The 12,469-nt window shown below is 60.8% G+C and carries 11 protein-coding genes and 1 tRNA gene; 8 read left to right on the forward strand and 4 right to left on the reverse strand.

Annotation, left to right across the window (positions count from 1 at the left end; genetic code table 11):
• Nucleotides 1–218: 218 nt before the first annotated feature.
• The 4 genes from HX814_RS26100 to HX814_RS26115 all read left to right on the forward strand — a co-directional run bounded on the left by HX814_RS26100 (nt 219) and on the right by HX814_RS26115 (nt 3,947).
• Nucleotides 219–2,435, forward strand: a complete 2,217-nt coding sequence (locus HX814_RS26100) for an AsmA family protein (RefSeq protein WP_177009271.1) — start codon at nt 219–221, stop codon at nt 2,433–2,435.
• Entirely contained in the window at nt 2,432–3,499 is a 1,068-nt protein-coding gene (mutY, locus tag HX814_RS26105; RefSeq protein ID WP_177009272.1) for an A/G-specific adenine glycosylase, read from the forward strand. The genes HX814_RS26100 and mutY overlap by 4 nt, the downstream gene beginning before the upstream one ends.
• On the forward strand, nt 3,496–3,768 hold the full coding sequence (locus tag HX814_RS26110; protein WP_177009273.1) for an oxidative damage protection protein: 273 nt from the start codon (nt 3,496–3,498) through the stop codon (nt 3,766–3,768). The genes mutY and HX814_RS26110 overlap by 4 nt, the downstream gene beginning before the upstream one ends.
• A 103-nt stretch (nt 3,769–3,871) precedes the next feature.
• Nucleotides 3,872–3,947, forward strand: a tRNA-Phe gene (locus HX814_RS26115).
• Between the two features lie 91 nt (nt 3,948–4,038).
• Here HX814_RS26115 and HX814_RS26120 read toward each other — a convergent pair.
• The 3 genes from HX814_RS26120 to HX814_RS26130 form a co-directional block, all read right to left on the reverse strand.
• On the reverse strand, nt 4,039–4,314 hold the full coding sequence (locus HX814_RS26120; RefSeq protein ID WP_008435692.1) for a hypothetical protein: 276 nt from the start codon (nt 4,312–4,314) through the stop codon (nt 4,039–4,041).
• Between the two features lie 252 nt (nt 4,315–4,566).
• Complete coding sequence (locus HX814_RS26125) at nt 4,567–6,207, reverse strand: glycosyltransferase family 39 protein (RefSeq protein WP_032899441.1); 1,641 nt, start codon at nt 6,205–6,207, stop codon at nt 4,567–4,569.
• An 87-nt stretch (nt 6,208–6,294) separates the two neighbouring features.
• Complete coding sequence (locus HX814_RS26130; RefSeq protein WP_177009274.1) at nt 6,295–7,260, reverse strand: arsenic resistance protein; 966 nt, start codon at nt 7,258–7,260, stop codon at nt 6,295–6,297.
• 172 nt (nt 7,261–7,432) lie between these two features.
• On the opposite strand from HX814_RS26130, the gene HX814_RS26135 reads away from it, so the two are divergent.
• Together HX814_RS26135 and HX814_RS26140 are read left to right on the forward strand one after the other, a co-directional pair.
• Nucleotides 7,433–8,353: an alpha/beta fold hydrolase gene (locus HX814_RS26135; protein WP_177009275.1), complete on the forward strand. Its 921-nt coding sequence runs from the start codon at nt 7,433–7,435 to the stop codon at nt 8,351–8,353.
• A gap of 73 nt (nt 8,354–8,426) precedes the next feature.
• Nucleotides 8,427–8,840, forward strand: a complete 414-nt coding sequence (locus HX814_RS26140; RefSeq protein WP_008435696.1) for a hypothetical protein — start codon at nt 8,427–8,429, stop codon at nt 8,838–8,840.
• A gap of 135 nt (nt 8,841–8,975) precedes the next feature.
• Here the strand turns inward: HX814_RS26140 and gabP are convergent, their stop codons facing one another.
• Nucleotides 8,976–10,367 carry a GABA permease gene (gabP, locus tag HX814_RS26145; RefSeq protein ID WP_003218057.1) on the reverse strand — a complete coding sequence of 464 codons (1,392 nt, stop codon included), beginning with the start codon at nt 10,365–10,367 and terminating at the stop codon, nt 8,976–8,978.
• 554 nt (nt 10,368–10,921) lie between these two features.
• Between gabP and HX814_RS26150 the strand changes: the two genes are divergently transcribed.
• A complete protein-coding gene (locus HX814_RS26150) occupies nt 10,922–11,695 on the forward strand; it encodes an ABC transporter ATP-binding protein (RefSeq protein WP_003218059.1) in 774 nt (257 codons plus the stop codon).
• A gap of 13 nt (nt 11,696–11,708) precedes the next feature.
• Nucleotides 11,709–12,461, forward strand: a complete 753-nt coding sequence (locus HX814_RS26155; RefSeq protein WP_003218061.1) for an ABC transporter substrate-binding protein — start codon at nt 11,709–11,711, stop codon at nt 12,459–12,461.
• The last annotated feature ends 8 nt before the right edge of the window (nt 12,462–12,469 follow it).

A 12,469-nucleotide genomic window follows, 5' to 3' on the forward strand; every position in this document is an offset into this window, starting at 1 on the left:
TGTTGAGTAAAGCTCCTTTTAAACGCGACGTTTAGTCGCAGACGGCAGACGAACATGCGCAGATTAGCATCTGTGGATGACAGAAAAACCAAACTGATATCACCTTTCTGGAGTTATCTGATTTGTTTGACGCCATGTAACGATCCCTAAACAGCCATAGGGCTACGAGCGTTATACTCTTCGGCTAAATTTTAAAATCGACATACAAGGACTCGCCCATGAAAGCGTTCGGCAAAATCCTGGGTCTGGTACTTCTCGGGCTGTTGCTGATCATTGTGGCTCTAGGCTTTGCCCTGACCCATCTCTTCGATCCCAACGACTACAAAGACGAGATTCGCCAGATTGCCCGCGACAAGGCCCACATCGAGCTGACGCTCAATGGCGACATCGGCTGGAGCCTGTTCCCCTGGCTCGGTCTTGAATTGCACGAGGCCAGCGTTGCGACCCTGACCAATCCGAGCCAACCGTTTGCCGACCTGCAGATGCTCGGCCTGTCGGTGCGCGTACTGCCGCTGCTGCGCCGTGAAGTGCAGATGAGCGATGTACGTGTCGAAGGCCTGAACCTGCGCCTGAACAAAGACGTGCATGGCCACGGCAACTGGGAAGACATCGGCAAGAATGTGCCGGACCCGGCTACCGTCGCCACCACGCCTGCCGTGGCTGAAGCGGCCACACCGCCCAAGCCTGAAAAGCCGCCGCAGCCGATCCGCCTGGACATCGACAGCCTGACCATCAACAACGCCCGCGTCGAATACAACGACGAGCAGACCGGCAAGCAGTTCAGCGCCGAAAGCATCCAGCTGAGTGCCGGCGCCGTGCACGAAGGTGCAAGCATCCCGGTCAAACTCACCGCGTTCTTCGGCACCAACCAGCCGCTGATGCGCGTCAAGACCGAGGTCAATGGCAACCTGCGCATTCAGCGCGCCCTCAAGCGCTACCAGTTCGAAGACATGAAGGTCACTGGTGAAGCCACCGGCGAGCCGCTGCAAGGCAAGACCGTGACCTTTTCGACCCAGGGCCAATTGCTGGTGGACCAGTCTGCGAATATCGCCGAATGGACCGGCATGAAGTTGTCGCTGAACCAACTGCGCGCCCTGGGCGAGCTGAAGGTCAACGACCTGGACAAGACTCCACAGCTCAGCGGCGCCCTGTCGATTGCCCAGTTTGACCTGGCCAAGTTCCTCGACAGCGTCGGCAACCCGCTGCCACCGATGGCCGCCGGCAGCCTGAGCAAGGTCGAACTGGTCAGCCGCCTCAAGGGCACGCCGACCAGCCTGGCGCTTGAAGACCTCAACCTGAAACTCGACGCCAGCACCTTCACCGGTCGCGTGGCCGTGGATGATTTCGCCAGGCAATCCCTGCGGGTGCAGCTCAAGGCCGATACGTTCAACGCCGACAACTACCTGCCGGCCAAGTCCGAAGCCGCCAAGGGCGCTGCGGCCGCGCGCCAGGCTGAAGTGCAGAACAGCGAAGCCGGCGCCATGGCGGCCGGTGGCACCACACCGCTGCCGGACGCCCCGACCAAAGCCGCCTGGAGTACCGACAAGCTGCTGCCGCTGACCCGCCTGCGCACCCTGGACGTAAACGCCGACCTGTCCTTTGGCCAACTGACCCTGAGCAAGCTGCCGATCCAGAATGCCGCCCTGAAAGCCTCCGGCCTCGATGGCCAGCTCAAGCTCGAAACCTTGAGCGGCGGCCTCTACAACGGCACCTTCCAGGCCAACGGCAACCTTGACGTGCGCCAGGACATCCCGCTGCTGGCGCTGCAAACCCGCATCAAGCAGGTACCGGTCGAACGCATCCTGCAAGCCCAGGGGCAGAACCCGCCGGTGAAGGGCCAGCTCACCCTCGACAGCAACCTCAACGGCCGCGGCAATAGCCAGAAAGCCCTGATCGACAGCCTCAACGGTACCGCCAGCTTCGCGATCAACAACGGCGTGCTGCTCAACGCCAACATCGAGCAACAGCTGTGCACCGGCATCGCCCTGCTCAACCGCAAGACCCTCAGCGGCGACCAGCGCGGCAAGGACACCCCGTTCCAGGAACTCAAGGGCAACCTGACCTTCCGCAATGGTGTGGCCAGCAACCCCGACCTGAAAGTGCGCATCCCGGGCCTGACCGTCAACGGCGACGGTGACGTCGACCTGCGCGTGCTGGGCATGGACTACCGCGTCGGCATTATCGTCGAAGGCGACCAGCGCGACGTGCCGGACCCGGCTTGCCAGGTGGGCTCCAACTTCCAGAACATCGAAGTCCCGCTGCGCTGCCGTGGCCCGCTGGAACTGGGCGCCAAGGCCTGCCGCCTGGACAAGGACGGCTTGAGCCAGGTCGCCATCAAGGCGGCAGGCAACAAGCTCGGCGAGAAGCTTGAACAGAAGCTCGACAAGGTCAATCCACAGCTGAAAGACGCGCTTAAAGGCCTGTTCAAACGATGAGAAACGAGCAGTTTTCAACGGCGGTGCTCGACTGGTACGACCGCCACGGTCGCCATGACCTGCCCTGGCAACAGGGCATCACGCCTTACCGGGTGTGGGTCTCGGAGATCATGTTGCAGCAGACCCAGGTCAGCACCGTGCTGAACTACTTCGACCGGTTCATGGCGTCCTTGCCAACGGTCGAAGCCCTGGCTGCCGCGCCGGAAGACGAAGTGCTGCACCTGTGGACCGGGCTGGGTTACTACACCCGGGCGCGCAACCTGCAAAAGACCGCGAAGATCGTCGTTGCCGAATATGGCGGCGAGTTTCCCCGTGACGTCGAAAAACTCACCGAACTGCCCGGCATTGGCCTGTCCACCGCGGGTGCGATTGCCAGCCTGAGCATGGGCCTGCGAGCGCCGATCCTCGATGGCAACGTCAAACGCGTGCTGGCGCGCTTTACCGCGCAAGAGGGTTACCCGGGCGAGCCGAAGGTCGCCAAACAGCTGTGGGCCACCGCAGAGCGCTTTACGCCCCATGACCGCGTCAACGCCTACACCCAGGCCATGATGGACATGGGCGCCACCCTCTGCACCCGCAGCAAGCCTAGCTGCCTGCTGTGCCCGCTGGAAAAGGGCTGCGAAGCGCACCTGCTCGGCCTGGAAACCCGCTACCCGATCCCCAAGCCACGCAAGACCGTGCCCCAGAAGCGCACGCTGATGCCGATGCTGGCCAATGGCGAGGGCGCGATCCTGCTTTACCGTCGCCCCTCCACAGGCCTGTGGGGCGGTTTGTGGAGCCTGCCGGAGCTGGATGACCTGGCCGACCTGGAACACCTGGCCAACCAGCACTCGCTGACGCTGGGCAAACACCAGGAGCTGCCGAGCCTGATCCACACCTTCAGCCACTTCCAACTGGCTATCGAACCCTGGCTGGTCCAGGTCCAGGAGTCTGCCCATCACGTGGCCGAGGCTGACTGGCTCTGGTATAACCTCGCCACCCCGCCGCGCCTGGGCCTTGCCGCCCCGGTGAAAAAACTGCTGAAGCGCGCGGCTGAAGTATTGAACGCAGGAGTTCCGTCATGACCCGCACCATCATCTGCCGCAAGTACCACGAAGAACTGCCCGCCCTGGAGCGCGCCCCGTTCCCTGGCGCCAAGGGCCAGGACATTTTCGACAACGTCTCCGCCAAGGCCTGGGCTGACTGGCAAAAGCACCAGACCCTGTTGATCAACGAAAAGCGCCTGAACATGATGAACGCCGAAGACCGCAAATACCTGCAGGGCGAAATGGGCAAGTACTTTTCCGGCGAGGATTACGCCAAGGCCGACGGCTACGTGCCACCTGCTGAATAATTGATCAAATTTGGGGGTTGGCCCGTAAGCGACGGTAATAATTAAATATTTTTTGAAAACTTGCTTGACGACCCCCTGAAAAACCCGTTTAATGCGCCCCGTTGCCCAGATAGCTCAGTCGGTAGAGCAGGGGATTGAAAATCCCCGTGTCGGCGGTTCGATTCCGTCTCTGGGCACCACTAATTAGTTTCAGGTGGTGCAAATGTCATCTGAAACACACAAAAAACCCGCCTGGTGCGGGTTTTTTGTTGCCTGCCGTTTTTGACTCCTTCAGCCCCCGCCCCGCATCAACGTCAACACCGCAACCCGCTCCTGCTCGGAGATGTGAAAACCACTCTCCTCCACGCGCGCAATCCAATCCTGCGCCGAGAGCGACTCGCCAAAACGCACCAGGCGTCCGTAGCGCCTGAACACAGCCTCCAGCACGCTGATCATCGAGGGGTAGCTGCAGCCTCCGTCAAAACAGATGCTGAGGCCGCCAAGCCAGGAACGGCCGATCACGTGGGCACTACCGACGCTCTCGGCACCGGCATACTCAAAATCCATTTTTACTGCTTCCATGTCGCACCCAAACTCATCACCACGAAAGTACCCAAGCCTAGCAGGCGCCTGTTTTGCGGCAGGCTGCAAAGCGCTCCAATCAGACCAACCGGTCATCCAGGCGGCGACCATACAGTAAGACGATCCAAAGTGCCGGTTATCAACACCTCATTCCGACCCCATTGATCCATCCTTAATTCCCCAGTGATCGCCACTCTCGTCGGCGTCACCACCGACAAGGATGTCAAGGCGACTGAGTCACTTCACCAGGAACACCAGCAGCGGGTTGTCATTCAACCGCCCATTGAACACCGGCGCCATGTGTTCCAGCGGCGTGCCGCTGAGCAATGCGGTTTGCTTGCGCTCCACAATCACCCAGGCGGGGCGCGGTAGCGTATCCACCAGCAAGGGTTGGTTGCGCCCGATGAACAGCGGCTGCTCGTCGTGATCCAGGTTCATGATGTAGCGAATCGCCCAGGTGTCCTTGGCCAGATCGACGAACACCAGGGTCCCGGGATTATCGGCACGCAGCTTTTCCACCGCGCTTACGAAGTTCCTGGTGTCGAATTGCAGGTCCTTGGCCGGCTCCACAACCTTCACCAGCACCAGCCATTGGGTGGCCAGCGCAATCACGCTGAGCACCACTAGGCGCTGGCCGAGATTGCCCTGCAAACGGCGCCAGGCAATCACGGCTGCGAGTTGCAGCACGATCAGCACACCCACCAGCGCCGGCACTGAAACGTCCGGCCAGTAGCCGTGCTTGTGCCACAGATGCCGACAGACAAACACCACGACAATGCCCAGCACCGGCAGGACCGCCACCAGCCACTCATAGCCACGCCGCACGCCGAGCAACCAGCCCTGGGCCTGGAGCAAGCCATAGGCGGCCACCGCGGCAAACATCGGGACCATGGGCACGATGTAGTAGGCGCGCTTGAAGTGCGGCACCGACAAGCCCAGCAAAATCATCAGGCCGCAGGCGGCCAAACGCAGCATCAACTGCACATCGGCATCGTCGTGGCGGGCCGACCATTTGTGGCGCAGGGCAATCATCGTCGCCAGGGCCAGCGGCACCACCGGGAAATAGCGGTACAGGCTCAGCTTGAAGTAGAAGTAGAACGCCTCACCGGTTTCATCAAGGCGCCCGGTGAATTGCATCCGCAGCACATCATCGACGAAAGCATCGCCACCGCTGATCCGTGCCAGTTTCAACAGCGCCCACCAACAGCCGGCCAGCAGGATCAAACCGACCACTCCGTGGGCAATCACCTTTTTCAGCAGCGCAATCCGCTCTTGCCGCGTACGAGCGGTGCCCAGCGCCCAGTAGACACAGGCCACCCCGCACACCTCGATCAACCCCAGCGGCCCGCGAATGGCAAACGCCACCACGAACAACGGAAAGATCGCATATTGGCGCAGCCGCGAGCCCAGGCGCTCACCGGTATGCAGCAGGTAGAAACACCCCAGGCACAACAACGAGATCATCTGGTCCAGGCACACCGAGCGCGACTTCTCCAGCAACTGGGCAGTCAATGCGGTGAGCAGCACCGTCAGCAATGCCCACGCCCGGCCCGACGGCACCAGCAAGCGATAGATCAGCGCCATGACCCCGGCAGACGCCAGGGCGGTGGGCATCACGTTAGCCAGGTCGTTGGGCGCGCCGAATAAACGGGCAAAGAGGTAGCTGAGGTAGGTCGCGGTGCCCGGATAGTCCGGGTAAGGCTCACCGTAGGTGGTAGGAAACAGGCTCGCGCCGTGGCGAAACATCTCTTGCATGAACACGGCCCAGCGGCCGTCGAAGCCCTGTGGCTGCTGGTCCCAGATGCCCAGGGTGAACAGCAGCAAGGCGATAAGGAAAATACCCAGCGATTCCATTCGAAAGCGATTGTGTTGATCCATTATTCAGCCTGTCAGGTGGGGTAAACCGGCTCATGTTGCCGAACGCCACCCTGAATAAGCCCTGAACGGAATCAAACATTCATCCGCCTAACGACGAGCGGGCCAGACCAGCAGCGGCAGCAGGCGGATATAGAGTAGCTCCCCTACCAATTCCACCAGGGTTTGCGTGATCACCGCTGCAGCAGCGAGCCCACGGATCTCTTCGGGCAACGCCAGCGCCAGCGGCAGCACCACCAGGGAATTACGCGTGGAGGCGCTGAAGGTGACCGCCCGCGCCGTGGGCGCCGATAGCTTGAACAGGCGCGAAGCCAGCGCCCCCATCAGCGGGGCCAGCAACAGGAAGCCGATATACACCGGGATCACCGGCGCCAGCAGGCCGATATCGCGGACCACGGCGGTGATCTGCGAACCGATCACCACCATCAGCACCAGCGCCATGGCCGGCACGGGCAGCCAGGCCCAGGCATCGTTCCAGGCACTGACGACCGGTGAGCGCCGGGACAGGGAAGTGGTCAGCACCGCCAGAATCATGGGGGCAACGATCAGCAGCAGGAAGGCCTCGACAAACGGCCCCACTGCAACCGCCACCTGCGACTGCGCCCCCAGCATCAACCCCAGGTAGACCGGCAACAGCAGCAGTTGCAGCAACAACAGAATCGGGGTCGCCGCCAGCATCAACCGCGAGTCACCCTTGCCGATATGGGTAAACACCACCACGTAGTCGATGCACGGCGTCAACAGCACCAGCAACGCACCCACCAGGATCGCCGGGTGTTCCACCAGGCCCCGAGTCAGCGCCCACACCAGCAGCGGAATCAGGATGAAGTTGGCCAGCAGCAACGCGGCCATGAAGTGTTTGTTGCCCAGCCCCTGGCGCAGGTCCAGAAACGGGATTTGCAGGAACATCGCGTACATCAGCACGGCGATGGCGGGCGTAACCAGGGCAGCCACACCTTGAACCATGGAGGGCGCCAGCAGGCCGACAACGGCAGCCAGCACCACGCTGGCGAAGTAGATCGGGATCTGGTTTTGTTCGAGGGTGTCGCGGGTCATGGGCCGGCTCTGGTGGGCGAAAGGGTCTAAGCCTAGGCATCTGTGCCGCTCAGGTCGAGCCTCAGAAAAATCCCCGGGGTCTTCATAGCAGAAATTTGTTAGTTTCGACTTCTCATAAAACTGCGCACGGGCCTTTGACACCCCATCGAAAGCGCAATGATCGAGCCTGTTCATGAACCTGCCAGTCCGACCTCAAGCCGAAGCATTCCGCGAGCCCACAGCCGATGGGCATTCCATCGGCGGCTTCACATGGCGCCATCCGCGCACAGACGTTGAACGCCCGGTCGTCATCATCAACGCCGCCACCTCCGTACGCTGCCGTCACTACTCACGGTTTGCCGATTACCTGTTTGCCAATGGCTTCGACGTCATCACCTACGACTACCGCGGCATCGGCGAATCCCGCAGCGGCTCGCTGAAAGGGTTCAAGGCCTCGTGGTCGGATTGGGGCGTGCTGGACTTCGAAGCGATCCTGCAGCGGGCCCAGCGGGAGTTTCCCGGCCAACCGATTGATGTGGTCGGGCACAGTTTTGGCGGATGTGCGGCGGGACTCGGGGCTTCCGGCGCGGTGATTCGGCGCCTGGTGACGGTAGGCGCGCAGTTTGCCTACTGGCGCGACTACGAGGCGAGCGGGCGCTGGCGGATGCTTGCCAAATGGCATGTGGTGATGCCGCTGGTGACAGCGGTTTTTGGCTACTTCCCGGGCAAGCGCATAGGCTGGCTGGAGGATACCCCGGCGGGCGTGGTACGCGACTGGAGTACGCCGACGCCGAGTTATGAAAAACGTCCGAGTGGGCGAGCCTTGTCCGAGTTGCCGTTTTCGCGGGTGAAGGCACAGATATTGGCGATCAGCATTACCGACGATCCGTTTGGTACCGTCGCAGCAATCGAACGCCTGCTGGGTTACTTCGACGGCAGCGAGCGCACGCATCTGCGAATCGCGCCTGAAGATATCGGCGAAAAAGAGGTCGGACACTTCGCATTCTTTCGCAGCCAGTATCAAGATCGGTTGTGGCCGATTGCATTGGCTTGGCTGCAAAGGGGAGAGTTGGCCAACGGCACGCCGGGGCGCCAAGTGACGGATCGCACCTAGAAAGCCTTGGGATTTCTCCAGACCTGCGCTTCAATACCCCACCCCCAGATCCTGACACCAAGGACGTGAGCCCATGGCTTCGCCGAACAAGCAGCAAAAACGCGCCCACCGGGCAAAAGCCAAGGCCAAGCAGAATCGCACCCAACGCGCCGTCGCCACCAAGCCGGATGCCTTTGCCGGCGATGACAGCCGCATTGATCTTGAATCGGTGGATTTGACCGAGCTGTTCCTGGAGATGCGCACCGCTGGCGAAACCAGCCAGCAGGCGCTGTGTGCCGTGTTCCTGGCGCACCCGCTGCTGGCAGTGGTACTGGAGCAGGAAGGTGAAGAAGAAGCGACGGACTTTATCCTCGCGGCGCTGATCGAGTATCGCCAGTGGGCCACGGATACCGAGGATGAAGCGGCAGCGCTGGCGTGGATTGAGTCGCCGGAATTCCAGGCCGATTACGTCGCGGCGTCACAGGCGCTGGTGAATTCCGAAGACTGATACAAAACGAAATGTGGGAGCGGGCTTGCTCGCGAAGGCAGCGTGTCAGTCAGCTCAAATGTCGACTGATCCACCGCATTCGCGAGCAAGCCCGCTCCCACATTTGATCAACGGTATTGCGACGAAAGCACTCCGTCAGTTAAGCACCGCAGCCCCAACCTTCCGGCCCTTGCGCCGACGCGACACCATCAGCCCCGCCGCAACGACCAGCAAGCTCAGGATCCCGGTGGCAATGATCTCCACCTGATGCGCTTCCTGGAACAACATGATCGTCAGCACGCCCACGATGAACACGATCACCGCATACGTCAGGCCCGGGAACAGCCACATCTTGAAGGCAATCTTCTCGCCCGCTTCCGTGCGTTTCTGGCGCATGCGCAGTTGCGACACGGCGATCACCAGGTACACCAGCAGCGCGATGGCGCCGGAGCTGGCCAGCAGGAATTCAAACACCGCCGCCGGTGCCACGTAGTTGGCGAATACCGCCAGGAACGCCGCGCCGGTAGACAGCAACACCGCCCAGTAAGGCGTGCCGCTCTTGTTGGTGATCTTGGACACCGCCGGTGCATCACCGCGACGGCCCAGGGAGAACATCATGCGCGAAGCGGTGTACAGCGCCGAGTTCAGGCAACTGGTCACGGCCACCAGCACCACCAGGTCAACGATCAGCTTGGCATTCGGGATGCCCATGCGTTCCAGCACGGTCTGGTAGGAACCGACCGCTGCCAGCGCAGGATCATTCCACGGCACCAGGGCCACGACGATGAAGATCGACACCAGGTAGAACAAGCCGATCCGCCAGATCACCGAGTTGGTGGCCTTGGAAATCTGCTGGCCCGGGTTCTTCGATTCAGCGGCCGCGATGGTCACGATCTCGGTGCCCATGAACGAGAACATGGTGGTCAGGATCGCCGCCAATACCGCGCCCATGCCGTTGGGCAGGAAGCCCTGGGTGTCGAACAGGTGCGAAACGCCGCTGACCTGACTGCCCGGCAGGAAGCCGAAGATCGCCAGGATGCCGAGGATCACAAACCCGATGATCGCCACCACTTTGATCAGCGCAAACCAGAACTCGAACTCGCCGTAGTTCTTCACACTGAACAGGTTGGTCGCGGTCAGCAGCAAGGTAATGATCAGGGTGAAGGCCCAGATCGCCACGCCGGGGAACCAGGCGTGCAGGATGGTCGCGGCAGCGTTGGCTTCCAGCGGAATCACCAGCACCCAGAACCACCAGTACAACCAGCCGATGGTGAAACCGGCCCAGTGCCCGATCGCACGGTCGGCATAAGTAGAGAACGAACCCGTGTCCGGCGATGCCACGGCCATCTCGGCCAGCATGCGCATCACCAACACCACCAACGTACCGGCGGCGGCATAAGCCAGCAGCACGGCCGGGCCTGCCGCAGCAATCGCGTGGCCGGAGCCCACAAACAACCCGGCACCGATAACGCCGGCAATCGACAGCATGGTGACGTGACGCGGTTTGAGCCCCTGTTCGAGGTCATTGGAGCTTTGCGTACTACTCATTGACACACCTTTGCGAGGAATTGCGAATACGGTCCACCCGGTCTGGCGTCTTTCTCGTGAAAAGAAACCAACGGGGCGTTCTTTATTTTTTACGCAAGATTTGCGCCAAAATGTTACAGAGCCGCGATTGACGCGGGCTGTAGGGAAACTCAATAGCTCTCGTAAGTCACTGACACTAATGGCATTCCGCTATAGCGTTACTGTGCGACCCACTTGAAAGACGAATCAGCGCACCAAAAACACACACAATTTGTGCGTGACGCCCCATAAAAGGGCTGATAAGGACCGTTCGCCGGTTTAACCCTTCCAACACCCGGCCAAAGCTGGCACCATCGCGCCCTTTTTTACGCGAAACCTGTAGGAATACTGGTTCAAACGGCTGTTCGGTTGTTGATGGCGCGACACACTGCTGTGCCGATGCGACACCCTGCCGCAGACCGTCTGTTTACCGCCTGCAGGGCTGTTGGCTGTCATCCGGACGCTATGCTAGCTTGGCGCCTCGCCAGGAAGGCGGGCCAACAGCAGGAGCGCAATGAACACAATGAGGACCGCACATGGCTGAGGCCACGCCCGCGCTTGAAATCCGCAACTTGCATAAACGCTATGGTGAGCTGGAGGTGCTTAAAGGTATCTCGCTGACCGCCCGCGACGGCGATGTGATCTCGATCCTGGGTTCCTCCGGTTCCGGCAAGTCCACGTTCCTGCGCTGCATCAACCTGCTGGAAAACCCGCACCAGGGGCAAATCCTGGTGGCTGGTGAAGAGCTCAAGCTCAAGGCTGCGAAAAACGGCGAACTGGTGGCCGCCGACGGCAAACAGATCAACCGCCTGCGCAGCGAAATCGGTTTTGTGTTTCAAAACTTTAACCTGTGGCCGCACATGAGCGTCCTCGACAACATCATCGAGGCCCCGCGCCGAGTGCTCGGCCAGAGCAAGGCCGAAGCTACTGAAATCGCCGAAGCCTTGCTGGCCAAGGTTGGCATCAGTGACAAGCGTCATGCCTACCCCGCGCAACTGTCCGGCGGCCAGCAACAACGCGCCGCGATCGCACGCACCCTGGCCATGCAGCCCAAAGTCATCCTGTTCGACGAGCCCACATCGGCCCTTGACCCGGAAATGGTTCAGGAAGTACTTAATGTGATCCGCGCCCTGGCCGAAGAAGGCCGCACCATGCTGCTGGTCACCCATGAAATGGGCTTTGCCCGCCAGGTGTCCAGTGAAGTGGTGTTCCTGCACCAGGGCCTGGTCGAAGAGCAAGGATCGCCACAGCAGGTATTTGAAAACCCGCTTTCGGCGCGCTGCAAACAATTCATGTCCAGCAACCGCTAACGGAGCAACATGCATGCAGAACTATAAAAAATTCCTCTTGGCCGCCGCTGTTTCGATGGCGTTCAGCGCCACGGCGATGGCTGAAACCTTGAAAATGGGGATCGAAGCGGCCTACCCGCCGTTCAACAATAAAGATGCCAGCGGCAACGTCGTCGGCTTCGACAAGGACATCGGCGACGCCCTGTGCGCCAAGATGAAAGTCGAGAAGTGCGAAGTGTATGTCTCCGACTGGGACGGCATCATCCCGGCCCTGAATGCCAAGAAGTTCGACTTCCTGGTCTCCTCGCTGTCCATCACCGATGAACGCAAGCAGGCCGTCGACTTCACCGACCCGTACTACTCCAACAAGCTGCAGTTCATCGCGCCCAAAGCCAACAAAGACTTCAAGACCGACGCGGACTACCTGAAGGGCAAGATCATCGGTGCACAGCGCGCAACGCTGGCCGGTACCTACCTGGAAGACAAGCTGCCGGACACCACCGCCAAGCTCTACGACACCCAGGAAAACGCCTACCTCGACCTGACTTCCGGCCGCCTGGACGGGATGCTCGCCGACAAGTACGTGCAGTACGAGTGGCTGAAAAGCAAAGACGGCTCCGCCTACGAATTCAAGGGCGACCCGGTGGTCGAGAGCGACAAGATCGGTATCGCCGTACGCAAAGGCGACCCGCTGCGCGAGCGCTTGAACAAAGCCCTGGCTGAAATCAAGGCCGACGGCACCTACAAGAAGATCAACGACAAGTACTTCCCTTTCAGTATCGAGTGATCCTGAAT

This window comes from Pseudomonas sp. C8002 (assembly GCF_013385765.1).
Lineage (GTDB): Bacteria > Pseudomonadota > Gammaproteobacteria > Pseudomonadales > Pseudomonadaceae > Aquipseudomonas.

Bases quoted from the DNA above. Each gene is read 5' to 3' on its own strand.
- HX814_RS26100 (WP_177009271.1), top strand. From the start codon at position 219: ATGAAAGCGTTCGGCAAAATCCTGGGTCTGGTACTTCTCGGGCTGTTG.
- mutY (WP_177009272.1), top strand. From the start codon at position 2,432: ATGAGAAACGAGCAGTTTTCAACGGCGGTGCTCGACTGGTACGACCGC.
- HX814_RS26110 (WP_177009273.1), top strand. From the start codon at position 3,496: ATGACCCGCACCATCATCTGCCGCAAGTACCACGAAGAACTGCCCGCC.
- HX814_RS26120 (WP_008435692.1), bottom strand. From the start codon at position 4,314: ATGGATTTTGAGTATGCCGGTGCCGAGAGCGTCGGTAGTGCCCACGTG.
- HX814_RS26125 (WP_032899441.1), bottom strand. From the start codon at position 6,207: ATGGATCAACACAATCGCTTTCGAATGGAATCGCTGGGTATTTTCCTT.
- HX814_RS26130 (WP_177009274.1), bottom strand. From the start codon at position 7,260: ATGACCCGCGACACCCTCGAACAAAACCAGATCCCGATCTACTTCGCC.
- HX814_RS26135 (WP_177009275.1), top strand. From the start codon at position 7,433: ATGAACCTGCCAGTCCGACCTCAAGCCGAAGCATTCCGCGAGCCCACA.
- HX814_RS26140 (WP_008435696.1), top strand. From the start codon at position 8,427: ATGGCTTCGCCGAACAAGCAGCAAAAACGCGCCCACCGGGCAAAAGCC.
- gabP (WP_003218057.1), bottom strand. From the start codon at position 10,367: ATGAGTAGTACGCAAAGCTCCAATGACCTCGAACAGGGGCTCAAACCG.
- HX814_RS26150 (WP_003218059.1), top strand. From the start codon at position 10,922: ATGGCTGAGGCCACGCCCGCGCTTGAAATCCGCAACTTGCATAAACGC.
- HX814_RS26155 (WP_003218061.1), top strand. From the start codon at position 11,709: ATGCAGAACTATAAAAAATTCCTCTTGGCCGCCGCTGTTTCGATGGCG.